General features: G+C 47.7%; 24 protein-coding genes and 1 riboswitch. Of the genes, 10 read left to right on the top strand and 14 right to left on the bottom strand.

Annotation, left to right across the window (positions count from 1 at the left end):
• Window positions 1–66: 66 nt before the first annotated feature.
• The 3 genes from ACXADP_RS19555 to ACXADP_RS19545 all read left to right on the top strand — a co-directional run bounded on the left by ACXADP_RS19555 (window position 67) and on the right by ACXADP_RS19545 (window position 3,245).
• Window positions 67–621 carry a methyltransferase family protein gene (locus tag ACXADP_RS19555; protein ID WP_474972262.1) on the top strand — a complete coding sequence of 185 codons (555 nt, stop codon included), beginning with the start codon at window positions 67–69 and terminating at the stop codon, window positions 619–621.
• A gap of 12 nt (window positions 622–633) precedes the next feature.
• A complete protein-coding gene (locus tag ACXADP_RS19550) occupies window positions 634–2,148 on the top strand; it encodes a phytoene desaturase family protein (protein WP_474967126.1) in 1,515 nt (504 codons plus the stop codon).
• Between the two features lie 110 nt (window positions 2,149–2,258).
• Window positions 2,259–3,245: a sodium:calcium antiporter gene (locus tag ACXADP_RS19545; RefSeq protein ID WP_474967127.1), complete on the top strand. Its 987-nt coding sequence runs from the start codon at window positions 2,259–2,261 to the stop codon at window positions 3,243–3,245.
• Window positions 3,246–3,277: 32 nt separating this feature from the next.
• Here the strand turns inward: ACXADP_RS19545 and ACXADP_RS19540 are convergent, their stop codons facing one another.
• Both ACXADP_RS19540 and ACXADP_RS19535 read right to left on the bottom strand, forming a co-directional pair.
• On the bottom strand, window positions 3,278–4,282 hold the full coding sequence (locus tag ACXADP_RS19540) for a DUF3231 family protein (protein ID WP_474972261.1): 1,005 nt from the start codon (window positions 4,280–4,282) through the stop codon (window positions 3,278–3,280).
• An 18-nt stretch (window positions 4,283–4,300) separates the two neighbouring features.
• Entirely contained in the window at window positions 4,301–4,522 is a 222-nt protein-coding gene (locus ACXADP_RS19535) for a hypothetical protein (protein ID WP_474972260.1), read from the bottom strand.
• Window positions 4,523–4,656: 134 nt separating this feature from the next.
• Between ACXADP_RS19535 and ACXADP_RS19530 the strand changes: the two genes are divergently transcribed.
• Entirely contained in the window at window positions 4,657–5,301 is a 645-nt protein-coding gene (locus tag ACXADP_RS19530) for a uracil-DNA glycosylase (protein WP_474972259.1), read from the top strand.
• Between the two features lie 61 nt (window positions 5,302–5,362).
• Here the strand turns inward: ACXADP_RS19530 and ACXADP_RS19525 are convergent, their stop codons facing one another.
• The 7 genes from ACXADP_RS19525 to ACXADP_RS19495 form a co-directional block, all read right to left on the bottom strand.
• Window positions 5,363–5,992 carry a hypothetical protein gene (locus ACXADP_RS19525; protein WP_474972258.1) on the bottom strand — a complete coding sequence of 210 codons (630 nt, stop codon included), beginning with the start codon at window positions 5,990–5,992 and terminating at the stop codon, window positions 5,363–5,365.
• A complete protein-coding gene (locus ACXADP_RS19520; protein ID WP_474972257.1) occupies window positions 5,985–6,551 on the bottom strand; it encodes a sigma-70 family RNA polymerase sigma factor in 567 nt (188 codons plus the stop codon). Before ACXADP_RS19520 ends, ACXADP_RS19525 begins: the two co-directional genes overlap by 8 nt.
• 340 nt (window positions 6,552–6,891) lie before the next feature.
• On the bottom strand, window positions 6,892–6,987 hold the full coding sequence (locus tag ACXADP_RS19515; protein ID WP_156896547.1) for a putative holin-like toxin: 96 nt from the start codon (window positions 6,985–6,987) through the stop codon (window positions 6,892–6,894).
• A 191-nt stretch (window positions 6,988–7,178) separates the two neighbouring features.
• Window positions 7,179–8,576, bottom strand: coding sequence for an ammonium transporter (locus ACXADP_RS19510; protein WP_474972256.1), 1,398 nt, complete (start codon window positions 8,574–8,576; stop codon window positions 7,179–7,181).
• 24 nt (window positions 8,577–8,600) lie between these two features.
• Window positions 8,601–8,942, bottom strand: a complete 342-nt coding sequence (locus ACXADP_RS19505; RefSeq protein WP_474967134.1) for a P-II family nitrogen regulator — start codon at window positions 8,940–8,942, stop codon at window positions 8,601–8,603.
• Between the two features lie 187 nt (window positions 8,943–9,129).
• Window positions 9,130–10,167, bottom strand: coding sequence for a ribonucleotide-diphosphate reductase subunit beta (locus tag ACXADP_RS19500; protein ID WP_474972255.1), 1,038 nt, complete (start codon window positions 10,165–10,167; stop codon window positions 9,130–9,132).
• A gap of 17 nt (window positions 10,168–10,184) precedes the next feature.
• Window positions 10,185–12,416: a ribonucleoside-diphosphate reductase subunit alpha gene (locus ACXADP_RS19495; protein WP_474972254.1), complete on the bottom strand. Its 2,232-nt coding sequence runs from the start codon at window positions 12,414–12,416 to the stop codon at window positions 10,185–10,187.
• A 133-nt stretch (window positions 12,417–12,549) separates the two neighbouring features.
• Window positions 12,550–12,723: riboswitch (cobalamin riboswitch) on the bottom strand.
• A 191-nt stretch (window positions 12,724–12,914) separates the two neighbouring features.
• Between ACXADP_RS19495 and ACXADP_RS19490 the strand changes: the two genes are divergently transcribed.
• Window positions 12,915–13,598: a class I SAM-dependent methyltransferase gene (locus tag ACXADP_RS19490; RefSeq protein WP_474972253.1), complete on the top strand. Its 684-nt coding sequence runs from the start codon at window positions 12,915–12,917 to the stop codon at window positions 13,596–13,598.
• A 34-nt stretch (window positions 13,599–13,632) separates the two neighbouring features.
• Here ACXADP_RS19490 and ACXADP_RS19485 read toward each other — a convergent pair whose 3' ends face one another.
• Entirely contained in the window at window positions 13,633–14,523 is an 891-nt protein-coding gene (locus tag ACXADP_RS19485; RefSeq protein WP_474967138.1) for an alpha/beta hydrolase, read from the bottom strand.
• Between the two features lie 209 nt (window positions 14,524–14,732).
• Here ACXADP_RS19485 and ACXADP_RS19480 point away from each other — a divergent pair, with 209 nt between their 5' ends.
• Window positions 14,733–15,158, top strand: a complete 426-nt coding sequence (locus ACXADP_RS19480) for a pyridoxamine 5'-phosphate oxidase family protein (protein WP_474970328.1) — start codon at window positions 14,733–14,735, stop codon at window positions 15,156–15,158.
• Between the two features lie 35 nt (window positions 15,159–15,193).
• On the opposite strand, the gene ACXADP_RS19475 is transcribed toward ACXADP_RS19480, so the two are convergent.
• Window positions 15,194–16,078, bottom strand: a complete 885-nt coding sequence (locus ACXADP_RS19475; protein WP_474972252.1) for a cation diffusion facilitator family transporter — start codon at window positions 16,076–16,078, stop codon at window positions 15,194–15,196.
• A gap of 126 nt (window positions 16,079–16,204) precedes the next feature.
• Window positions 16,205–17,581: a DUF2254 domain-containing protein gene (locus tag ACXADP_RS19470; protein WP_474972251.1), complete on the bottom strand. Its 1,377-nt coding sequence runs from the start codon at window positions 17,579–17,581 to the stop codon at window positions 16,205–16,207.
• Between the two features lie 119 nt (window positions 17,582–17,700).
• Here ACXADP_RS19470 and ACXADP_RS19465 point away from each other — a divergent pair, with 119 nt between their 5' ends.
• Entirely contained in the window at window positions 17,701–18,150 is a 450-nt protein-coding gene (locus ACXADP_RS19465) for a GNAT family N-acetyltransferase (protein WP_474972250.1), read from the top strand.
• A 75-nt stretch (window positions 18,151–18,225) separates the two neighbouring features.
• Complete coding sequence (locus ACXADP_RS19460; protein ID WP_474967142.1) at window positions 18,226–19,680, top strand: aldehyde dehydrogenase family protein; 1,455 nt, start codon at window positions 18,226–18,228, stop codon at window positions 19,678–19,680.
• A 135-nt stretch (window positions 19,681–19,815) separates the two neighbouring features.
• Here the strand turns inward: ACXADP_RS19460 and ACXADP_RS19455 are convergent, their stop codons facing one another.
• Both ACXADP_RS19455 and ACXADP_RS19450 read right to left on the bottom strand, forming a co-directional pair.
• The gene (locus ACXADP_RS19455; RefSeq protein WP_474967143.1) at window positions 19,816–19,983 is read right to left on the bottom strand and encodes a hypothetical protein; all 168 of its coding nucleotides are present in this window, start codon (window positions 19,981–19,983) and stop codon (window positions 19,816–19,818) included.
• A gap of 159 nt (window positions 19,984–20,142) precedes the next feature.
• On the bottom strand, window positions 20,143–21,315 hold the full coding sequence (locus tag ACXADP_RS19450) for an aminotransferase class I/II-fold pyridoxal phosphate-dependent enzyme (protein ID WP_474972249.1): 1,173 nt from the start codon (window positions 21,313–21,315) through the stop codon (window positions 20,143–20,145).
• A gap of 149 nt (window positions 21,316–21,464) precedes the next feature.
• On the opposite strand from ACXADP_RS19450, the gene ACXADP_RS19445 reads away from it, so the two are divergent.
• On the top strand, window positions 21,465–22,796 hold the full coding sequence (locus ACXADP_RS19445; protein WP_474967145.1) for an FAD-dependent oxidoreductase: 1,332 nt from the start codon (window positions 21,465–21,467) through the stop codon (window positions 22,794–22,796).
• A gap of 67 nt (window positions 22,797–22,863) precedes the next feature.
• Entirely contained in the window at window positions 22,864–23,940 is a 1,077-nt protein-coding gene (locus ACXADP_RS19440) for a nitric oxide synthase oxygenase (protein ID WP_474967146.1), read from the top strand.
• The last annotated feature ends 55 nt before the right edge of the window (window positions 23,941–23,995 follow it).

Genomic DNA, 23,995 nt, shown 5'->3' with positions numbered 1-23,995 from the left:
ACGGATGAAGGAACAGGGGAAAAAGGAGTTTAGTAGCAGCTATGCATGTGGAAAGGAGGGGCTGCTTTGTCTGTCTTTGAACTGCTTTTTATGGTGGTGACCGTTTTCTGGATTGCGGAGTTTTTTATTTTCCGAAACGACAGATCTGACGGTGGTGACCAGGAACGCCGCTCCTTTCCGCTGATTTTTATCATTGTTGTCCTGACCGTCGGTTCTTCTCTTGGATTAAGAGAAGGCGCGGTGGGAATCACCACTGCCCAATGGGTATGGTGGACAGGACTGATCTTGTATGCTTCAGGGACGGCTCTCCGGTATTGGGGGATTCTCCATTTGAAGGAGCAGTTTACAAGGAATGTGGCGGTACGGAAAGGGGACAGACTCGTGAGTTCAGGACCTTATCGGCTGCTGCGTCATCCTTTGTATACAGGGTTGTTTTTCATTGTTGTCGGCTTTTGTCTCGGAACCGGCAATGTCTATCCCGCTGTTCTATTTGGCATACTGATAACGATCGCTTTACTACATAGAATCCGGCTCGAAGAAGCGATGTTGACGAAAGAACACGGCGAGATGTACAGGGAATGGTGTGGAAAAAGGTACCGCTTCATTCCTTTTGTTTATTAATTTTGGAGGTGGATGGGTTTGAATAAGAAAACAGCGATTGTTGTAGGTGCAGGACTGGGCGGGATGTCCGCTGCAATCCGGTTGTCCGCAGATGGATATAATGTAAAGGTCATTGAAAAGAACAGCAACATCGGCGGAAAGTTGAACCGCCGCGAGGGAAAAGGCTTTACGTTTGATACAGGACCATCCATATTGACGATGCCGTGGGTGCTGGAGCAGCTCTTCGCCAGTGTTCACCGACGTCTGGAAGACTATATTACAGTGGAGCGGGTGGAGCCGCAGTGGCGCACCTTCTTTGAAGACGGTACACAGGTGGATGTAACGAGTGACCTTCCGAATATGTTGGAGGAAATGTCCAAAGTGACGAACCGTCCGAACCGAAAGCTGACGGATTTCCTTTCCTACAGCCAGGATATGTATGAATTGTGCATGAAGAGCTTTTATAAGTACAGCATCCAGGACTTGAAAGACTTGAAGAAACATCATAAGCTGAACGAATTGATGCAGATGGATCCGCTCAGTACGGTTGCGAAGTCCACGCATAAACAATTCAACAATCCTTATTTAGAGCAGCTTTTCAACTATTTCGTCATGTATGTGGGATCCAACCCATATTCAGCCCCTGCCATCTTGAATCAGCTCGTTTACGTCCAGCTGGGTCTTGGCATTCATTATGTCAAAGGCGGCATGTATAAGATTGCGGAGGGGATGGGCCGGTTGATGGACGAACTCCGCGTCGATGTTCATCTGAATACACCTGTGCAGCGCCTTGTTGTCGAAAATGACCGCGTGACAGGTGTGGAAACGGAAGATGGCACGCTGCACGAGGCTGATATTGTCGTTTCCAACCTCGAAGCGATTCCAGCTTACAGAAAGCTGGCACCGAAGACTTCCAAAGTGAAGAAGGAAACGAAATCTCTGGAGAAGAAGTTCGATCCGACGGTTTCCGGTCTTGTTCTGCTTCTTGGTACAGACCGCAAGTTCGATCACTTGAAGCACCATAACTTCCTGTTCTCTGAAGATCCTGAAAAAGAATTCAAGCAGATTTTTGAAGAAGGAAAGCCTGCGGACGACCCGACCATCTACATCGGTATTTCTGCTCGTTCGGACGAAACCCAGGCGCCGGAAGGCAAGGACAACTTGTTTGTCCTGACCCACGTGCCGCCGATGACAGGTAAAAAACAGAAACCTGTGGACTGGGACGCCTACAGGGAAGTAGTTCTGGATAAGCTGGAACGTATGGGAATTGAAGGACTGCGTGATTCCATCGAGTTTGAATACCGGTTCACCCCGGAAGACTTGGAAGCTCTCTATGGTCCGAACGGCGGTTCTATTTATGGCATTGCAGCGGATAAGAAATCCAACGGTGGATTTAAAATTCCTTCCAAGAGTCAGGTGTTTGAAGGCTTGTACTTTGTCGGCGGGTCCACCCACCCGGGAGGCGGTGTCCCTATGGTGACACTTTCCGGCCAGCTGACCGCTGATTTGATTAAAGAGTATGAAAATGAAGCCGTACCTCAATCCTGAATACGTCTATATCCAGAAAAGACCAGCAAAAAGCGCTGGTCTTTTCGTTTATACACGGTTTACCGGGGGTATGGGGTAGGAGTTGCGAGAATTGAGTCTGGAGTGATTATATGAGCAGCTGGATCATTTTTGCGCTCTTTATATTATCAGGAGTCAGCACCTTTTTTGTGGCTTCCCGATTATCGATATATGGAGATGCGGTAAAAGAAAAAACGAAAGCGTCCTCTGCATTTATGGGAGCGATCATCGGAATCGCCATATCCCTGCCGGAGTTGACATCAAGTGTTACGGCAATCATCATTGACAGTCCTGATCTGGCTGTTGGTAATTTAATTGGGAGTAACTTGTTTAATATTATGGGTCTGGCTATTTTTGACATCGTTTATCGAAGGTACCAAATCCTTACCCATGCCACGGCGGAAAGCAAGATGTACGGCTGGCTGGTTATTTATATGACGATCATCGTCATAGCTGGATTGAGTCTGACGCTGCCGACGCATATATTCCATATCAGTTATACATCCATCGCTGTCATTATGCTGTATTTCATCGGGTCTAAATTCATCAATAACCGGACGTCCTATCAAGGGAGGAAAGTTAAGAAGCAGAATGAGCGGTATAAGGACTTTACGTACAAGCAGGTATTGTTCAGGTTTATTATGTATGCTTTGTTGATTATGGTGATAGGGAGTGTGCTGACGATTACAGCCGAACGGATATCTGTAATTACTGGTATCGGAGCTTCGTTTATCGGAGCCTTCCTAGTAGCGATCAGTACATCGCTTCCTGATGCCGTCAGTGTAGGAACGGCTTTGAAGCTGAGGAATTTCAACCTCGGCATCAGTTCGCTCCTGGGCAGTAACGCCTTCAATTTGATGATCCTGGCAATTACCGATTTGATTTACATCAAAGGGAATCTGCTTCAGCAGTCCTCTCCTGCGAACCTTTTTACAGGAGCGGCTTCGATTTTATTTATCCTGCTGATTATTTACAGCATTACCAGGAAAAAGGTGCAGCCTTGGAGCTACATGCTTCCTTCCGTTTTAATCATCATCAGTTATTTTGTGACGACGTATCTCGTTTTTCAGATCAAATAATAAAGCAGGGGGGAGCTTTCCTCCTGCTTTTTTTATTCAGATAGGCGTGGGCGGTCCGGAGCAAGCGGAGGCTGCTCGATCCAGCCTTTTTTAATTCCGATATGAAAACCTTCTGCGGAAAAGCGGGCGCTTTCCAAAAGGAGCCGGGCGGTGGCCAGAGACAGATCTTTGCGTGCTGTTTGAGCCAGGGCCGTTCCGTAGTTGGCCATTCCGTTCGATGCAGCAAGTCCAGCGTGGTAAAACATCAGTTTGTCAGAAAACAAAGGAACATCAGATTCCGTCACTTCAGGGTCCCACAGCTGGGGAGCGGGCAGGTCTTCCGCCATCAATTGATTGATGAAAAAATGGATATGCTTATGGGCGGTTTTTCGTCCCTTCACCATATACTTTCGCAATTCATCGGAGTCAGCGGATTGACTGAAGGCGATCATCAATGACTTCCCAAGCATATTCGTATCAAGGTTGATGTACAATTCTTTGATTTCCAAAGCAGAAATCGCCCGCTGTGACCCTTTGATGTGGCCCAGAAACGACCGGTCCTCCACCATTTTGACGTCGGTAGGTATAGGAATGGCTGGTGTGCGGATGACAATCCCCTTTTCAAGGAGAGCTTCGATGGCTGCATTAAAAATGTCGGCATATTCCTGTAGACTTTTAAGGAAAAACATCCGGATATCACGGCGGTGAGAGGCGAACATCGCGTTGGAATAATTCAGAATCGATGAGCGGCTCATTTCTTTTAGATAGAAAATATAAAACTTATCCGAAAACAGTCGTGGAGCATCGAGAAACACATCCTGTTCACCGAAGCCCTCCGGCGTTTTCATGCCTTCCTGATCGAAAATCTGCCGATAGTGCTTGATCCGTTTCTTTACTAAAGAGGCATTGAGTTCCAGAAGTCTATGGGCATCTCTGTCTTTGACGTTTTGGAGGAAGCTGTCCATCACGCAGTTGATCATTGTTTCTCCTAGATACCCGGCCCATAGCACTCCGATTTCGCCTGAAGTTAATGGAACAATACGTCCATCCTGGCTCATATGACACACCTTCCTGTTTTATGAATGATTATTTTGAGAGGCTGCATAATACTGGATCCAAAAGCGGAATTCATCAAATAACAACTCAGGAGAGAGCTCCATATGCTCGAAAAAGTCCTCCAAGAGCGCTGGTTCCATGTCATCCAGCAGTCCTGTTACATACAGGGGTGTTTTAAATCGATGGTAGACACTGCTATACCCGTAATCGCTGAAAATGTCAGCCATATCCTGCTCTGTCACAAATACCGCCTCCTTTTCTTATAGCGTGTCATCCTCCTGCTGGATTATACGACAGAAGAAGGAAATCCGGAGGTCCGCGTGTAACAGCGGGGTCCTGGTGGAACATAAATAAAAAAGAAAAGGGGGAGATGGCTGTGAAATGGCCCGAAGAGCTGGTTAATGAGGCGGAAAAGAATATGGAACCTTACGATGTGGAGGGATTTGTTCTTGGGTCCGGGGATGAGAAAGCGGACATTATGATTGTCGGAGAGGCACCGGGGGAGAATGAAGCGGTTAAAGGCCGGCCGTTCATCGGCCGTGCCGGAGACGAGCTGAACAAGCACCTGGATTATGCGGGCCTCTCACGGGAAGAGGTTTATATTACAAGCGTTGTGAGGAGCCGTCCTTACAAGTGGGTGGATACAAATAAAAAAGGGAGTGGAGGGAGGCGGAAGGCGAACCGGAAGCCCAATCAAAAAGAAATCGATGCCCACGCCCACCTGCTGGACTACCAGATTGCCGAAATGGATCCGAAAATCATTATTGCCCTCGGAGGTGTGGCTTATCAACGGCTGACCGGGAGAAAAGATAAGATGACAGACGTGATTGGGCAATCCTTTCAGGTTCCTGTTCAGAAAAAAGGGGACACTGGCTACGAGCTGACTGAAAAAACATACACAATCATTCCGTTGTATCACCCGGCTGCGGTTTTTTACAATCCGGGGATTAAAGATACCATCTGGGAGTCTTTGGATCATCTGAAGAACGAGATAGAAAAGAACAGCCGCGGGGAAGGGTGACTGTTCTTGTGTGGAAGATTCAGGTCAGGGAGAGGTTTCGAATTTGATGCTAATCATTTATTCAGCTGTCCGAACTGTTTGAAGGGAGTTTTTCAAATACAAAATACCCTTGTGTGCTGACAGTGGGCGATCCGATTCCTGTGCTGCGCCAGCTTTGGACGGCTACTTTGTCTGTTTGTTTTTCTCCTTTGATTGTATAAATCTTCGCTTCCGGCTGGAAGCTGTTCACCTGGGCCAAAGGTTCGGCTTCTTCGCCGGGAGACTGGTGGCCGATCACGCCTACGACTTCACCAAGCTGTTCTTTGGAAACAAGAGTGTTGGTCTGATAAAATTCCTCATCTTCATAAATGATATATGTTTCCCGAACCATCGTTGAAGAGGTATGAGCAATATCGGCTCCTGCTGGGGGGGCGGGTGCTTTCACATGGATTGGAGTGGATTGGTAGGCCATTGAACCAGCTTCTTCTGTAGAGGGGCCGTTTGTGTTCCACGTGACTGTAAAAGCAGCAGCTGTAACGAAAGCCGGGACCCACACCCTTGTTTTCATCAAGAAGCTGGACTTGTGCCGGGTCTTTCTCTGCTTCATCGTGTGAATCACGTTTTTCTTCATATAACGCTCATCAAATGGAACATGGCCGTACTTGACGCGGTGGTTCATTTTCTTTAATTTTCTGTCCGTCAAATCATTCACTCTGTGAACTCCCTTCCGTTGTCATCCGTTCCTGAAGAAGCTGGCGGGCCCGTCTCAACCTTGTCTTAACTGTATTCGGACTGGTATTCAAGACGTCTGCCATGCTTTTGATATCAAATTCTTCAAAGTAGTATAAGATGATGATTTCCCGGTATTTATCCTCTAGAGTTAATACGTGGGCAAGAAGTGCTTCGTCTTCATCCCGGCGAATCACCAATTCCTCCGGGTTTTCTCTCGGGGAAGGAATCGACCTGAACAGTTCGGTTCCTTTTTTAACGACACGCTTCATATAGGAGCTTTTTAAATGGTCTTTACATAAGTTGACGTTAATTTTGTACAGCCATGTTTTAATAGAAGATTCTTGTTTGAAGGCATGGTAGCTTTGGTAGGCTTTGATGAAGGTTTCCTGTGTAATGTCCTCGGCTGCTGCATAATCTTTTACATAAGAGTAAGCGAGCCACTTGAGATCATGGCCGTATTGACGTATCCATTCTTCAATCCGTTGTTCATCCAGTTCATCGGGTTCATAAGCAGGCTGCGGCCGCTGTCTGCGTATCAATTTGTCCCACCTCATCTGTTTAGACGACACTCCCCGGAAAAAAGTTTTCATCCGTTGTCTTTTACTCTTATATTCGTCGTAATGACTGTTTTATCCTTGTCTGTTATCAGGATCATAAAAGCTGTTCCACGTGAAACCTGGCGGATGATAAAGAATGATAGGTGCAGACCGTGTAGAAATAAGGAAGCTGATGGAGGAATAACGGCGTGTGAGCGGTAAACTTTTTTCTTATGTTCTCTCCTATTTATGCTATAATAAAAGAGAATCGGCGGCAGATGCAGCTGCCGCCGCGATACCGTTCGCACAGGAAGACAGGATAGACCTTCACGTTCGTGAAGGTCTATTTTTTATTGTTCATTTTTATGATGAGCGCAAGGAGGGTAATGATGAATGTTCCAAACGCAAACATGATCATGAGGGCTTCATATGTGCTCATTTCAGGCCTCACACCCTTTCTAGTACAAAGTTCTGTTTATGATAGGGAACGGTATCTATCTACAAGGATACCATAATTTTCGAAAAATAAGAACGTGTGTTCGTAAAATAGACGAAAGGAACTAAAAAGGGATAGATTCACGGTGAAGTGAATCTATCCCTTATAGCAGGGGCAGGGTACTGCTTTTTCTCTTATTGTGCGGTTTTTTCCTTCGGTTTTTCCGGGGCCTGTTCAGACTGCAGGTCATTTAAACGGTGCAGCAATCCGACTCCGAAATCTTTAGAACCGTAATCAAGGTTTTCGTTGAAGATTCCTCTGGAGCTTTCATACGCCTGAGAACCATGTTCGGCGAAGTCCAGTCCGGCAATTTCTTCCTGACGGGAAACGCGGATGCCCACAACTGCTTTAATGACAGCCACCGTAGCAGCAGTTGTTACCATTGTCCAGGCAATGACAGCAAGTATGCCGACGGCCTGGATGCCAAGAAGGGATGCTCCGTCTCCGTATAGTAAACCGCCTTCGACAGCGAACAATCCGACGGCCAATGTCCCCCAGATTCCACAGATGCCGTGCACTGCGATCGCACCTACAGGGTCATCGATACGTACGACGCGGTCCAGGAACTGTACGGCCTCCACGAGAATGACACCGGCAATCAACCCGATCACAATGGCTCCGGCCAGGGAAACGTTTGCTGTGCCGGCTGTGATCCCGACAAGGCCGGCAAGGGCGCCGTTTAATGTCAGGGAGGCGTCGATACGTTTGAACTTCGCATACGAGTAGAAACCTGACCCGAGTACACCGGCAGAAGCGGACAGCAGTGTAGTTGCAATGACAGAAGGGACGAGGGAAGGGTCGGCAGCCAGTGTGCTTCCGCCGTTGAACCCGAACCAGCCAAACCATAGGATGAAAACACCGAGAGCGCCGAGAGGGATGTTATGTCCAGGAATGACATTCACGGTTTTTCCACTGTATTTCCCGATACGAGGTCCGAGGAATAGAACGGCCGTGACCGCACCCAGGGCGCCCGTGAGGTGGACGACGGTGGACCCGGCAAAGTCTACGAACCCAAGTTCAGCGAGCCAGCCTCCACCCCATACCCAGTGGCCGACAACAGGATATATGAAACCAGTCATGACAATCGTAAGTAAAAGGTAGGATCCCAGTTTAATACGTTCCGCTACAGCACCTGAAATGATGGTTGCACAGGTAGCGGCAAAGACAGCCTGGAAGACGAAGAATCCGATTTGATCCTCCTGTCCGGATAATAGGAAGCCGTCTAGACCGATGAGGCCGCCTCCGGACGATCCGAACATGATGCCGTAACCAACAATGAAATAGAGAACAGCGGCTATCGACATTGTCATGAAGTTTTTCATGAGGATGTTTAAAGCGTTCTTCGAGCGTGTGAATCCGGATTCGACCATCGCAAAGCCTGCGTGCATAAAGAATACTAAAAAGGCGGCAATCATTACCCAGGCCATATCAACGGATTGAAGTACAGATTCAGCGGTTACGGTCGTCTGAGCGCTGGCGGCGACAGGAAAGCTGAAAAGAGCCAGCAGTGATAAAGGAATAACTTTCTTCATAAATGGATCGTCCTCTCCTATAAATTAAATAAGTGCCTGTTTGCCAGTTTCCCCTGTCCGGATCCGGAAGACCTCATCGATGGTGGATACGAATATTTTCCCATCCCCGACTTCATCAGTAGCGCAGGCTTCCAGGATGACATCAACGACAGAGCCGAGCTCGTGGTTCTCAATGACCATTTCAACCTTAACCTTCGGGTACAATTTAATTTCAAAACGGTTCCCTCGGAAGATTCCTTCCTGACCTTTCTGTTGACCGCATCCAGCTACTTCTGAAACGGTAAGCCCCTTGACTCCGAGGGCGTCCAGCTGCTGCCGGAGCTCTTGGAAAGCTTCGGGACGGATGATGGCTTCGACCTTTTTCATAAGCTCATTTCCTCCTCATATTCATGTCAGGAAATATGACATGCGTAGTAGTTGTTATTTACTATATAAGAAATATTCTGAAAAATCAATACCTTTATTGTAAATATGTAAGGAAAGTTGACATGTTCGTGAGGGGAGAAAAAAGCCTGCCGGAACGCAAGGGTCCCCGGCAGGCTTTTCGGCAGGCTTATAAGTCATCAAATCCGTTCGTATCGGATACTTTTGTATATTGCCTGGATTTCTGTTCGAAGAAATCCGATTTTCCTTCATCCACGTCCTGATAGGCACGGATCCACTTGAATGGATTTGTATCCTGTTCAGGGTAAGGCTTATCCGTGCCAAGCATCCGGCACCGTTTGTTTGCGATATAGCGGATATAATCTTCAAGATCATCCATCGGTATGCCCGGAAACTGATCTCCGATAAGGTGGCGTCCCCATTTGATCTCAAGCTCTGTCGCTGTTTTAAACGTTTCTTTCGCGAATTCACGGTAAGCATCGGCATCAAGCTGAGGGTTTTCATTCAACGTCTCATTGAATATCCGCGTGAACAAGCTCACGTGAATCTGTTCATCGCGATTAATGTAGTTGATCATCGTACTGGTGGAGACCATTTTCTGATTACGGGCAAGGTTATAGAAAAAGGCGAACCCGGCATAGAAAAAGAGTCCTTCCAGGACAACGTCATAGACGATAGATTTCAAAAAGGAATCCAGGGAGGGGGCATCAATGAAATCCTGATAGCCGTCGGTAATGAACTGATTGCGCTCCATCAGGACGTCATCGTGCTTCCAGTATTCAAAAATCTTTTCCTGTTCCTGTTGGTCTACGAGGGAGGACAGGACATAAGAGTAGGACTGGTTATGGACAACTTCCTGGAACGCCAGCACCTGCATGAGAGCGGACAAACTGGAATCGGTTAGATAATCCGAGATTTTTCCTGAGTAATCAGTCTGGACCGAATCCAGAAAAGCGAGCAGACCGATAATCTTCTTGAATGATTCCTGTTCCTGGGCGCTCAGCTCCGGCCACTGCTTCAGGTCGTTGCTCATGTTGATTTCACTCGGAATCCAGAAGTTGGCGAGCATCGTTTTATACATCGGGTAGGCCCACGGATAGCGGGTGTCATCCCAGTTCAATATATTGGAGCTGCGTCCGTTGACGATTCCGGTGGACGCATTAGGTGCTTCGTGGTCGACTAACTTTCGTTTGTTTAATGTTTCCATAAGTCTTGGTCTCCTTTTTACGATGAGCAGCTTTCACAAGCATCAAAGTCTCCGGAACTTGAAGTGGAGCGGGTATAGTAAGTGGTTTTCAGACCGTTTTTCCATGCATCCATATGCAGCGCAAGCAGTTCCTTGGCCTGAATGGTATTTCTGACATACAGGTTGAAGGAAATGGACTGATCGATATATTTCTGGCGGATGCCGTTCTGGCGGATGCTTGCGTGCTGATCCACATCATAAGCGGATGGATAGTACCCGTAGGTTTCATGGTTCAGTTCGGGAGCTGTCACCGGGATTTTATAATTTTTCTTTTCTTCGGAGTAGAATTTCTTGAATACCGGATCAATACTTGCTGTACTGCCGGCAATTAAGGAGGTACTGGAGTTTGGCGCCACAGCCATCAAATAACCGTTTCTCATGCCTTGCTGGGAGACTTTCTTCTGCAGGGCTTTCCAGTTCCACGTGCCTTCCTGGTCAAACGACCGTTTAACAAAAAATTCTCCGGTTTCCCAGTCGGATCCCTCGAAATATGGATAGCTTCCTTTTTCAGCGGCCAGCTCACTGCTTGCTTCAATGGCGTGATAGGCAAGCGCTTCATATACCTCCGATGTATATCCGAGAGCCTCATCTGATTCCCAGTCCAGCTGCTTCTTGGCGAGAAGGTGTGCCCAGCCGAAGGTACCGAGACCGACGCCGCGGTAGGAATGGTTTGTTAACTGCGCTTGAAGGACAGGAATCGTATTTTGTTCAATGACATTATCCAGCATACGAACCTGGATGCTTACGAGGCGCTTCATAACGCCCGCAGGAACGGCACGGCCTAAGTTGACACTGGACAGGTTACAGACGACAAAATCCCCCGGGGTTTTTACCGAAATGATTTTTCCGTCCTCGACATACTGTTCCTCCTGCACAGTCGCTTTTTGATTCTGGGCAATTTCTGTACAAAGGTTACTGCAGTAAACCATGCCCTGATGGCTGTTGGGGTTCATACGGTTCACTTCATCCCGATAGAACATGTAAGGGGTCCCGGTTTCCAGCTGACCGATCATGATCCGCTTCATAATTTCAATGGCGGGTACTTTTTCCCTGGACAAATCAGGGTTTTCGATACAGGCCTGGTATTTTTCCCGGAAAGAACCGGCTCCTTTATGTTCATCAAAGTGGTCTTCCAGAGAAAAGCCCATAACCGTACGAACTTCGTGAGGATCGAATAAATACCAGTCCTCCCGGTTTTCCACCGCTTCCATAAATAAGTCGGGGATGGATACCCCTGTAAACAAATCGTGGGTGCGCTGACGTTCATCTCCGTTGTTCAGCCGGCTGTCCAGAAACGGGAAGATATCCTTATGCCATATGTCCAGATACACGGCGACCGCTCCCTGACGCTGGCCGAGCTGATCCACGCTGACCGCGGTGTTGTTCAACTGTTTCATCCATGGAAGGACCCCTGAGGAAACGCCTTTGAATCCACGGATATCGCTGCCGCGGCTGCGGATTTTACCTAAGTATACACCGATGCCCCCGCCATGCTTGCTCAAATTGGCAATGTCTGTGTTGCTGTCATAGATGGACTGGAGGGAATCATCGATGGTATCAATGAAACAGGAGCTTAACTGTCCATATCTCTTTCCGGCGTTGGAAAGGGTCGGGGTAGCAACGGTCATGTACAGGTGACTGAGAGCCCAGTACGCTTCCTTCACAAGAGAGAGACGCTTGTTTTCATCTTCCTGAGCCATTAAAACCATGGCAATAATCATAAAACGCTCTTGAGGGAGCTCGAAAATCTCCCCGGACTTACTTTTTGCCAAATAACGGTCCGACAGCGTTTTCAGACCGATATACGTAAATAAGTGATCCCGTTCCGGCGTGATAACCTGTTCCAGTTCATCCAGTTCTTCTTTTTTGTAATAAGTGAGCAGCTTGTGTGTGTAAATCTGTTTCTCGATCAACGTCTCAATCAAGCCATGAAAATTTTGATAGGCCTTCGTTGTGCTGCGGTTCCCTGCAGAGGCTTCGTACATACGGGTGAGCAGGATCCGGCTGGCCGCATAAGTCCAGTCCGGTGCCGCTTCATCTATTTCGGCGAGGCACTCGAGGATAAGGGCATCTGCCTGTTCATCATAGGGTTTGTCTGCGATCTGTGAAGACTGCTTTTCTAAAAAATCGTCCAGGGGAAGCTGAGGAAAGTCGTCCTTCCATTGTTGAATCTTGTCCGTCCAGCTTGTCGTCGTTAATGTGGCAGCCATAGTGTCACTCCTTTTTTTTCATAAAAAAAACCGCTCTTTGGGGGTGAGCGGATGAAACCATGAAACGAAAAAAAGGAAGAGACAAGGCTCTTTCATTTCATCGCTTCATCTTCTCAATCCCCGAAGAAGTTGAAACTGCGACGAATGAAGACAGGTCTCCTGGCTGACACTCGTTCTTACTCCGGTCCTTCCCGTGCGTGGCACAGTGGTTTTACCGTTTCGCGAGTGCTGACAGTTGCGGGGGCAGCTCCGGTTTTTCACCGGATTCCCTATTAAGCCTTGTGGCATCTTCGATTCGTTCATACTATATATAGTGTTTTTGTTGTTGTTTAATAGCTTATCTAGTGTTTTTATCATAACGTGGGTGGATGAATCATGCAACTCTTTTCTTTTGGATGGTTGGTAGGATTCCCCTTTTTCGATAAGGGAAACCAGTGAGTGGCGCGGTTTTATATACTATAATGAAAGTGGGAGAAAAATTTTTCAGGAGGGTTCAGAATGAGTGAAACATTTAACTGGCATAAGGAAGCAGAACGCCAATGGGACAGCCGTTCAGATATGTGGGAAGAAAAGAGCCGCACCATGTGGGAAGAGGGAAGCAGGAAGAGCATTGTCCCTTTTGTGAAAAAATATCTGCCGGCCGGCACAATTGCGGACCTTGGCTGTGGAGATGGATACGGTTCCTATATGTTATCCAAGGAAGGGTATGATGTGACAGGCGTGGACCTTTCCAAAGATATGGTGAACAAGGCCAATCAACGGGTGGACGATCATGCGCAGCTGAGGTTTGTGCAGGGCGATTTGGCGGATCTGCCTTTTGAAGATGAACAGTTCGATGGCGGAATGGCTGTTAATTCACTGGAATGGACAGAAGTACCTGCAGCGGGGCTGGAGGAAATGAAGCGGGTGCTGAAGCCGGGTGGACGCCTCTGTATAGGGCTTCTTGGCCCGACAGCAATGCCGAGAGTGAACAGCTACCGAAGGCTGTATGGGGAAAAAGTGATCTGCAATACGATGATGCCATGGGAATTACAGCAGCTGGCTGTTGAAAATGGCTGGGAAGTGATCGATGGAGAAGGCGTTTATAAAAGAGGGGTGGAACCTCACCTGCTTGCCGATCTTGATGAGGATTTGAAGCAGGCGCTGACATTTATGTGGCTGTTCATTTTGGAGAAAAAATAAACCGGCACCTATGAACAGGTGCCGGGAGTGTGGACTATAAATGCTCGTCAAAAGAGTTAAGGTTATCTTCGTCCGTTTCATCCCAAAGGAAAACGGCAAGCATCCGGTCCACTTCTGCAAGCTCATGCAGACCGGAATGTGTGGCCAGATTGTTGAAAATCAGCTCCTCTTTGTACTGACCGAAGGGAACAATCTTCTCCAGTCTGCTGACACTGGAAGAGTGGACGAGTCCATCCCAATGGTCTTCTTCCGGTTCCGTTCCGTTGATGACGCCCGCAATGGCAAGCACTTCAATTTCGGGCGGGAAGTTTTCCTTGTTTTCTTCCATTTGTCGGAGAGCTTCTGACCCGGGCTGGAGATCTGTGGTCGCCTCCCCGTAGTTGGACGCAAAGTAGCCTTCCTTTTTAATGCCATTGAACGGACTTGCAATGACGGCCAGTTTTTCGACCTTGGGCGCCGGCAGGTCGGACTCTGACATGAGGTACCCGGCAGAAGCCAGGCCGCCCATCGAATGACCGACTAGATTCACCTGCTGGATCTTATGTTCCGTCCGCAGCTTCTTCATCACCTGCTGAAGCCAGTACGTCTGGTCCTGGATGCTTGCCCGGTTGTTTTCGAAAAGTACCTGGACAAATGGGCGGGGTGTACTGGAGAAGTTTCCTTGAATCGATACCATACCGGATGCAGAAACATAAATGGTCATATGTTTTTTCCCCCATTGAAGGTTTTCCATCCGGTCTATCATCGACTGAAAGCTGCGCGGGCCGCCTTTATATCCATGTACAAACAATGTCGGTGTCAGCTCAGAGCGTTCCACCGGTTCAGAGCTGCTTGATTTTGCGCTTATAAAAAATATGAGAAGACCGATAAAAACCGAGCCTATGAAAATGAGGCTCCATTTTTTTGTAAACAGCTGCCGATTCAACACACTTCCTCCTGTTCCTTCTGTTAGATGATCGTTTCTTTTTATTTTAGCACAGACCCGGGTGGGCGCTGCGCATAGATGTACTATACCCCGGTGGTGTGAACTTCATGTCAATGATTTATCCCGGCACACTTTTTGGTTTACTTCCATTATTTCGGGGAAAACTGACTGTGAAATCAAAGAAATGAAAAGTGGAAAGGAGCATGACATTGAATCAGGAAGAATTGAAGCAGCAGATCCATCAACTGATGGATAATCATAAAGTTGGAACACTGGCTACGGTAAAGGACAGCAAACCGCACACCCGTTACATGACTTTTTTCAACGACGAGAATTTCACGTTTTTCACCCCGACGAGCAAGGAAACACATAAAGCGGAGGAGATCGAGGGAAATCCACACGTTCATATCCTTCTGGGATATGAAGGAGAAGGCTACGGCGATACCTACCTGGAAGTACAAGGGCAGGCGAAAATCCGCAGTGATCAGGAGATTAAAGAGTGGATTTGGAATGATGAGATGACACGATGGTTCGATGGCAAGGATGATCCTGAATTTGTCGTTCTTGAAATCCTCCCGGAAACGATCCGTTACATGAACAAAGGTTCCCATACACCGGAAACCCTGGAATTATAAGAACAACAAACAGCAGGCTGTCGAGCCTGCTGTTTTTAGGTTTCCAGCCCACATGGATCGTCTTCGTATTCAACTTCAATTGTTATGTGCTCCAGCTGGATGGATGTCAGTGTGTTTTTTACCCCTTCCTTAATGGAACAGATCTCCTGTTTCCCCGCATTTCCTGCCACGACTACGTGGGTGGAAAAAGCATGGTTTTCCCCATCAAGAGACCACAGGTGGGTATGATGGCTGGATAACACCCCTGGAAGGTCATCGATTTTTTTGATGATTTGTTTAAGGTCCACATCAGATGGAACAGCTTCCAGAAACAGCTTCATCGTTTGGACAAGATTTTTGACGACATTATACAAAATAAACAGCGTGATTCCAATGGAAGCCACAGGGTCCAGGATCGGTACGTCAAAGAACATCATGATAACACTGGCGATGAGAACAGCGATCCACCCGAGGACATCCTCAAGAAGGTGCCATGTCAGAACTTTCTGGTTCATGGAATCCCCGCCGCGCAGACGGAAAACGGCAGCTCCGTTAATGACGATGCCGAGAATGGCCACGGCCAGCATCCCCCCGGCATGGGGTTCAGGGGGATCGAAAAGCCGGGGAACGGCTTCGACGAATATGAAAATGGATCCTACGATCAGGACGATACTATTGATAAGAGCGGCCAGAAGGGAGAAGCGCCGGTAGCCGAAGGAAAAGCTTTCGGATGTTCTTTTTTTGGAGAACTTCTGTAAAAACCATGCAAGGCCTAGAGATAGCGAGTCTCCGAGGTCATGCAGCGCATCGGATAATATCGCCATACTATTCGTTAACAATCCGCCGATGATTTCAATTATGGTAAAAGCGAAATTCAGAAAGAAAGCGGTTTTGATTTTTCCGGTTATCGAGTCTGCGTGATGATGATGGTGATGACCCATCCTTAAACCTCCCTTTATATGAATATATGTTCATATATTAAAAATAAGCAAAGAAGAAGAGGTTGTCAAACGATTTTCCATCGTTCCCCCTGAGGGGGGGAGACTCCTCTTCTCCTGCCATGCCTTTCAGCCATCGACTGGGTAAAAACGTCGGTAGATATGGTAATAGTCAAGCTTATGCCCTGTCGTCATGGCTAGCCTCTCCATCTCTTGAAGCAGGAAGGTTTTGTCGAGTTCATAAATGACTTTCTCTTCAATGTGATCAATTGTATTGCAGGCAAATTCCCAAAGCATTTCGTGTTTGGATTCATCAATGGATTCAGCAATAGATGCGATTGAACCGACAAGGTCGGTAATAATCAGATGGTTGTCCCGGGCATAATGCCGGATATAGCCGAAACCCCGGTAGATGTAGTACTCAAAGGATTCGGAAAGCAGGATGACACGAACCTGCCCGTCCTTATCCATCAAGTAAGGGGTGAAGGTAATATAATCTTCGACGGTGAGCATCAGTTCTGACATGCGGTAAATGGTATTGGAAGCCGTTTTGGGATCATCATTGCTGATGGATTTGATCGCAATTTCGGCAAGCTTATGCATCCCCATCTGCAGGTCCTGCAGCTCCGTCTCCTTATAGCCGATGCTGATCATCCGGATGTATTTCTCCTTTTCGATATGATCAGCTCCAGGCCCCCAGTAGCTGATCAGTTCATTTCCCCGCAGGATATAATCACCGACCTGTGCTTTGAATTGAACGATAATGTTATCTTTCCGAGCTTCTTCGATCATCGTCTGGTAATCGACAAGCTGGACATATCCGGATTGAACAGCACTGATAGGGAACGTCTTTTCCTGATAATCCTCCAGCAGATTGTCCGGGTTTTCACAGCGGTGAGCTTCAAGGTCTTTTCGGAGTGTCTGATTGATGATTTTCTCCGATGACTGCTTCATGGAGTCCGTGATGTTATGTACCTGCATCCATGTTGTCGCATGGTTGATGAAGTAAATAAACGTCACAGATGAAGTAAAGGCCATTAGAATCGTAATGGTCGGGACGGCCACAAAATACTCATATTCGGTATTCCCGATGAAAAGAAATACAAGAAGCACGTAAACAAAGTTCCCATTAAAAATACCCAGAGCGTGCTGGGTCCGTTTATCAGAAACAAAGTTAATAAGCATCCTTGGAGAGAATTGTCCGCTGAAAGTTGTAAGCACAACAAGCAGGGAGTTCAATGTAAAGGCACTCAATGTAAGAATTCCGCCGATCAGCGTACTGACGAGCATTCGTGTGATATCGGCATTAATCCGGAAGAACTCATGTGTATATTGTTCCAGCTGAAAAGACAAGTCCAGATACAGGGTGGCTATGACGAAAAGAATCGAAGCGGCAATATAAATGAGCGGCATATACCAAATGGTCATTTGGATTTCATGTTTCCGCTGACGCTTCGACATCTCAAAATATTTACGTAAAGATATCGGGAGTATCTTCAAAAGCATGGGTGTTCCCTCCTTTTTTTTGGGTGGAATCGTTATGAAAGAGACCACTTTATAATTCCCTTTCCTTCTTTTGTTAAAACCGTCATAATTGTAGGAAAATAGAGGGAGAGTGATCAGGAATGGACTTGAACTGGATGGAAAAAACGTATGAGCAGCTGACAAAGGAGGAACTGTACAGCATCTTGAAATTACGCGTCGAGGTATTCGTCGTAGAGCAGGAATGTCCGTATCCGGAAATTGACGGACGTGACCCCGAATGCCTGCACATCTGGATGGAGGGTGAAGGAAGAGTGGCTGCTTACTGCCGGATCGTCCCCCCGGTTGAGGATAATAACTCCTACAGCATCGGCCGTGTCATTGTACATAAGGATTATCGTGGAAAAGGAACGGCACGGAAGTTGATGGATAAGGCCATTCAAGCTGTCGAAACGAATTACCATACCGATCACATTTGGCTTTCAGGACAGGAACATTTAAGAGGGTTTTACGCTTCTTTCGGATTTGAGGAAATGACCGGCGTCTATCTTGAAGACGGCATTCCCCACGTGGATATGAAGAAGAATTTGTAAAGTGTCCAAATGTTTGAAAGGCATCCAGGCGGGAATGATAGCCCTGTATAGTTCCTGAATGGAGGTAATTGAGAAATGAGTCCACAAACATTTACGAAACAATATATCAATGGCCAATGGAAAAATGGCTCCAGTGAGAAATTTGTAGAGAATGTCAATCCATATACAGAGCAGTCCATCGCATCGATCCCGTCCGCCAACCAAGACGATTTGAATGAGGCATATGACGCGGCTGTCCAGGCGCAGGAAGGCTGGATGACAACGCTGCCTGCCGAGAAGCAGACGTATTTTGATCAGCTGCTTCACGTCGTGCAGGAGCGGAAAGAAGAAATCGTCGACTGGCTTGTGAAGGAATCCGGAAGTACGATCGTCAAAGCTGAAGTAGAATATCAGGCGGCTGTGTCCATCATCCGTGAATCCGCCAGTTTCCCGACGAGAATGTCCGGCTCAATTCTTCCGTCCAACACGCCGGGTAAGGAAAACCGGGTCTACCGTTCTCCTAAAGGGGTAATCGGCATTATCGGCCCATGGAACTTCCCATTCCACCTTGCTTTGAGATCCATTGCGCCAGCTGTTGCGACAGGAAATACGGTCGTCGTTAAACCAGCTTCTGATGCACCGGTAACGTCCGGCCTGCTCATTGCTGATTTATTTGAAGAAGCCGGCTTTCCGGAAGGTGTGATTAACGTTGTTGTCGGCCGTGGATCTGAAATCGGCGACGCTTTTGTTACTCACCCAGCCGCTAAGCTGATTTCCTTTACCGGTTCAACAGAAGTGGGCAGCCATATTGGAGAGCTGGCCGGTAAACACATTAAAGACACAGCGCTTGAACTTGGCGGGAACAACGCCATGATCGTCCTTGATGATGCAGATGTGGAGAAAGCCGTGCAGGCCGCTGCTTTCGGTAAATTCCTGCACCAGGGCCAGATCTGCATGTCTCTGAACAGAATCATCGTTCATGAAAGTGTTCATGATGCGTTCGTCGAGCAGTTCAAACAAAAAGTGGAAAGCCTGAAAGTCGGTGACCCTTCTGAAAAAGATACGGCGGTCGGACCATTGATCAACCGCGATGCTGTCGAGCGTATACAGGAAGATCTGCAAAAGACCCTTGATCAAGGGGCGGAAGTACTTACAGGTGGAGAAGCAGACGGAAATGTTCTGCAGCCGACGGTGCTGACCGGTGTCACCAACGATATGCCGATTGCCAATAATGAAGTGTTCGGCCCTGTAGCTTCTGTCATCAAAGTGTCTTCGGAGGAAGAAGCGATTACAGTCGCGAATGGTTCTCCTTACGGTTTAAGTGGGTCTGTTTTCACCCGTGACGTCCACCGCGGCGTTGAAGTAGCGAAGCGTGTGGAAACGGGTATGATTCACATCAATGACCAGTCTGTGAACGATGAAGCGCATGTCGCTTTCGGAGGAGAAAAAGAGTCAGGCCTTGGTCGTTTCGGTGGCGAGTGGGCCCTCGACAAATTTACAACCGTAAAATGGATCGGAGTCATGAATGGCTACCGTGAATATCCATTTTAATCAAATGAAAAGCCCGGACCTTTTTAACAAGGTCCGGGCTTTTTTTGGAATGATATCGTTGTGGGTTCTCCAGAACTCTTCTGCCGTCAGGAAGGCTGCAAAAGGATAAATAGTAGTGGAAAGGGAGGAGTGATGTTACAAATACTTCTCTATTTCCCATTTAGGGCCATGGGCAATTAACACGTTGAGTTTATCGGCATATTCTTTTGCATCTTCTTTGCGAGTAAATATCCGCTCTCTCCGGTCGATGGGATCCCTGAGGATTTCAATTACACTGCTGTCTTTTCGTATGAGCGCGTACATTCAAACCCCTCCTATAAGATATGTGTAATCTTTGTATAATATATATTTAAATCGATTTACAGTGAAAGTGCAACTTTTATTTTACGATAAAATCGAAATGATTAAGAAGAATTTCAACAAAAAACGCCTGTTCCTTGTAGAACAGGCGTTTTTGAGATTTTATTTTTCCGCGAATTTTTTGAAGCGTACAACAGCTTCCTTCAGTGTTTCTTCTGAATTATTCAAGCCGATACGCACATATCCTTCTCCACTCGCTCCAAACCCGATGCCGGGGGCCACAAACAATCCGGTTTCCTCAAGCAGGGCATCCGCAAAGGACTGGGAGGTATAGCCTTCCGGCACGCTCAGCCAGGCGAAAAATGAACCTTTGCACGGCTCTACATGGTATCCAGCCTCTTCCAGGCCGGATAAAAGGAGATCGCGGCGCTGCTCATACGTAGCTGCCAGTTCCTCTACACCAGTCTGGGAACTTAGGAGGGCTGTAGCAGACGCTTTCTGGAGGCCGCCGAAAATACTGCAGAAATAGTGGTCCTGGATGGTTTCGATGGCTTTAATAACGCTGGGGTTCCCAACGGCGAAGGCCACGCGCCAACCGGCCATGTTAAAGGTTTTGGACATCGTGTAAACTTCTACACCCACATTTTTGGCACCTTCCACCTGCATGAAACTAAGCGGTTTGACGCCGTCAAAACCGATGGCTCCATAGGCGAAATCATGAATCACGCAGACATCATGATTTTCGGCTTCTTTGATCGTTTCTTCGTAAAAAGCCTTGTCCGCTGTTGCCCCGGTCGGATTGTTCGGATAATTGAGGAACATAAGCCTGGCTTTTTCCCAGCTTTCGGCATCAATGGCTTCATAGTCCGGGAGGAAGTGGTTTTCAGCCAGCAGCGGCATCGGCTTCATTTCCGCTCCGACCATTTCGATTCCTGACCAATAATCCGGGTACCCGGGATCAGGCACGAGCGCGACATCTCCAGGATCAAGGAAGCACTGGCTTAACTCCACCAGGCCGGTTTTACTGCCGGGCATGATGGCGATCTCTGTTTCAGGGTCCAGGTCTACATCATACTCGCGCTTGTAAAACTCAGCGATCGCTTCCTTAAAGAACGGATATCCGTGGAAAGGAGGGTACTGATGAAATTCAGGGTTGTCGGCAGCTTCCTTCAAGGATTCAACAATGTGATCAGGAGTCGGCTGATCCGGGTTCCCCTGACCGAGGTTAATAGTGTCCCAGCCTTTATTTTCATAGGCATTTAATTTATCAATCAGCGTTGCGAAAAATTGATCCGGCAGACGCTGGATGGCTTTGGATGTTTGGAATTCTTTCATGGATGGTCACCTCAGACATATGTTTTTGGAAAAGTCGAACAAAAAGATAATATAGACAGTGTAACATGACGGAAGTTTGAGTGGGAACATTAATGGTAAAGAAGTAAAGATAGAAGGAACGTCTGCAAACAGGAAAAGGAGTGGGAAGAATGGATTATGTGATCATTGGCGGCGATGCGGCCGGAATGAGTGCGGCGATGCAGATCGTCCGTAACACAGAAGGCAGTACCATTACAGTACTGGAGAAAGGGGAGATTACTTCATACGGCCAGTGTGGTCTGCCCTATGTACTCAAAGGTGTGGTGGATTCAACGGAAGATCTCATTGCAAGAAAACCGGAAACCTTCCGTGAGAAATACGGCATTGATGTACGCATCCGTCACGAAGTGGAACAGGTGGATTGTGACCGGAAAAAAATCTACGCCAGAAACCTTGACGGTGACGAGCAGGTGGAAATCACGTACGATAAGCTCTTGATTGCTTCCGGTGCATCCCCCATCGTCCCACCGTGGAATGGACGGCATCTGGACGGGATTTATACGTTGAAGACCATTCCTGATATTGAGGAAATCATGGCAGGAACGACGGAAGAGACAGAACATGTAACGATTATCGGGGGAGGGTATATCGGTCTTGAAATGGCGGAAAGCTACCGCGCCCTTGGAAAACAGGTGAGAATCATTGACCGTGGTGCTCAGCTTGCGAAAATTTTTGATGAAGACATGGGAGAACTGGTGCATGAGGAGGCCCGCACAAATGGTCTGGAACTCCATCTCAATGAATCTGTCGAAGGATTCAGGGGGGATGAACAGGTGGAAACCGTTGTCACGGACAAAGGAACGTATGCAACGGATCTCGTTCTTGTGGCTGCTGGTGTGACACCCAATACATCATTTCTTGAAGGGACAGGCATATACAAAGGGATCAAAGACGCTGTAGCCGTGAATGCTTTTATGGAAACCAGCATTCTGGACATTTATGCCGCGGGTGACTGTGCCGTTCAATATCACCGGGTCAAGGAAAAGATGGATTACATCCCGCTGGGGACCCATGCCAACAAACAGGGGCAGATCGCAGGATTGAATATGGCAGGCGTCCGTACACCTTTCCGTGGAATTACAGGCACATCCATTTTGAAATTTTTCGACTTGACGCTCGGGCGCACCGGCCTGTCCGTAAGGGAAGCCGAACAGGAGCAATTTTCAGTGAAGACGAAGACTGTCCAATCCACACATGAAGCGGGTTACTACTCCAAGGATAACCCGATGACTGTAAAAGTGATTTACGATGCGGAAACCCGCCAGCTTCTGGGTGGTCAAATCATTGGAAAGGACGGGGTGGATAAACGGATCGACGTCCTTGCCACCGCCTTGTTCCACAAAATGAAGGTGGATGATCTGCAGGATCTGGATCTCAGCTATGCGCCTCCTTATAACAGCGTATGGGATCCGATCCAGCAGGCGGCACGTAAAGCAGACTGATTGATAGGGGATTCTATGGGAATATGGTAGGATGGGGGATGAGCAACCTACAGGAGGATGTCATGCTGTGAATACAGATCTCTATACAAAGGCGGAGGAATTCATCCGCCTGTTCTACTATGAGCAACAACTTTCCGGAGTGGAGGACCGACTGGATGAAGTCCGGCAGTCCATCGACGAGGAAGGTACTTATACCCATACCTCTACGGAATTGGAATTCGGTGCCAAGGTGGCATGGCGGAACAGCAACCGTTGTATCGGCCGCCTGTTCTGGGATACGCTGCGCGTCTTTGATGCCCGCCATCTTGATACAGCCGAAGCTATGCGGGATGCCTTGTATGACCATATCGATTACGCTACAAATGGAGGACGCATCCGTTCAACAATCACCATTTTCAAACCGGAAACGGAAGAGCACCAGATCCGGCTTTGGAATCACCAGCTGATCCGGTACGCCGGCTATGAAGAAAATGGGAAGGTGACCGGGGATCCAGCTTCCGTGGAATTCACTAAACGCTGTCAGGAACTTGGATGGCAGGGGGAAGGAACGGCTTATGATGTTCTTCCTTTAGTCATTGAAGCGGATCATGGGCAGCCGCAGTGGTTTGAAATCCCTAAGGAGAAAATTTTAGAAGTCCCGCTGAGACATCCGGATTTTGACTGGTTTAAGGATTTGGAGTTGAAATGGTATGCTGTCCCCATTATTTCCGATATGCGTCTTGAAATCGGCGGGTTGAATTATACTGCAGCCCCGTTCAACGGGTGGTATATGGAAACGGAAATCGGAGCCCGTAACCTGGCTGATGAATTCCGTTATAATCTGCTCCCGGCAGTCGCTGAAGCGATGGGGCTGAATACGCGCCGCAATACATCGTTATGGAAGGACCGGGCCTTGATCGAATTGAATCAGGCCGTTCTTCATTCCTACCAGATGGATGGTGTGAATATCGTCGATCATCATACAGCTGCCAAGCAGTTTCAACGGTTTGAACAGAAAGAAAATAAATGTGGACGTCAGGCGACAGGTGATTGGACATGGTTGATTCCGCCTGTATCGCCCGCCGCGACGCACATTTTCCATTCTTCCTATGAAAACCGGATGGATTCACCGAATTATTTCTATCAAACGCCAGCCTATGAATAAGAAAACCGTCGGACCTATGAAGGCCCGGCGGTTTTTTAATGGATCAGGTGGATAT

This window comes from Halobacillus sp. AWH4_228 (genome assembly GCF_056158365.1).
Note: the sequence above shows the minus strand (reverse complement) of the source record. Positions and strands in the feature narration are given on the sequence as shown.

What these genes read in the sequence shown, in the direction of transcription:
- ACXADP_RS19550 (WP_474967126.1), top strand. Translation starts at nt 634, where the DNA reads ATGGGTTTGAATAAGAAAACAGCGATTGTTGTAGGTGCAGGACTGGGC.
- ACXADP_RS19545 (WP_474967127.1), top strand. Translation starts at nt 2,259, where the DNA reads ATGAGCAGCTGGATCATTTTTGCGCTCTTTATATTATCAGGAGTCAGC.
- ACXADP_RS19540 (WP_474972261.1), bottom strand. Translation starts at nt 4,282, where the DNA reads ATGAGCCAGGATGGACGTATTGTTCCATTAACTTCAGGCGAAATCGGA.
- ACXADP_RS19515 (WP_156896547.1), bottom strand. Translation starts at nt 6,987, where the DNA reads ATGAGCACATATGAAGCCCTCATGATCATGTTTGCGTTTGGAACATTC.
- ACXADP_RS19510 (WP_474972256.1), bottom strand. Translation starts at nt 8,576, where the DNA reads ATGAAGAAAGTTATTCCTTTATCACTGCTGGCTCTTTTCAGCTTTCCT.
- ACXADP_RS19505 (WP_474967134.1), bottom strand. Translation starts at nt 8,942, where the DNA reads ATGAAAAAGGTCGAAGCCATCATCCGTCCCGAAGCTTTCCAAGAGCTC.
- ACXADP_RS19500 (WP_474972255.1), bottom strand. Translation starts at nt 10,167, where the DNA reads ATGGAAACATTAAACAAACGAAAGTTAGTCGACCACGAAGCACCTAAT.
- ACXADP_RS19495 (WP_474972254.1), bottom strand. Translation starts at nt 12,416, where the DNA reads ATGGCTGCCACATTAACGACGACAAGCTGGACGGACAAGATTCAACAA.
- ACXADP_RS19490 (WP_474972253.1), top strand. Translation starts at nt 12,915, where the DNA reads ATGAGTGAAACATTTAACTGGCATAAGGAAGCAGAACGCCAATGGGAC.
- ACXADP_RS19475 (WP_474972252.1), bottom strand. Translation starts at nt 16,078, where the DNA reads ATGGGTCATCACCATCATCATCACGCAGACTCGATAACCGGAAAAATC.
- ACXADP_RS19470 (WP_474972251.1), bottom strand. Translation starts at nt 17,581, where the DNA reads ATGCTTTTGAAGATACTCCCGATATCTTTACGTAAATATTTTGAGATG.
- ACXADP_RS19465 (WP_474972250.1), top strand. Translation starts at nt 17,701, where the DNA reads ATGGACTTGAACTGGATGGAAAAAACGTATGAGCAGCTGACAAAGGAG.
- ACXADP_RS19460 (WP_474967142.1), top strand. Translation starts at nt 18,226, where the DNA reads ATGAGTCCACAAACATTTACGAAACAATATATCAATGGCCAATGGAAA.
- ACXADP_RS19455 (WP_474967143.1), bottom strand. Translation starts at nt 19,983, where the DNA reads ATGTACGCGCTCATACGAAAAGACAGCAGTGTAATTGAAATCCTCAGG.
- ACXADP_RS19450 (WP_474972249.1), bottom strand. Translation starts at nt 21,315, where the DNA reads ATGAAAGAATTCCAAACATCCAAAGCCATCCAGCGTCTGCCGGATCAA.
- ACXADP_RS19445 (WP_474967145.1), top strand. Translation starts at nt 21,465, where the DNA reads ATGGATTATGTGATCATTGGCGGCGATGCGGCCGGAATGAGTGCGGCG.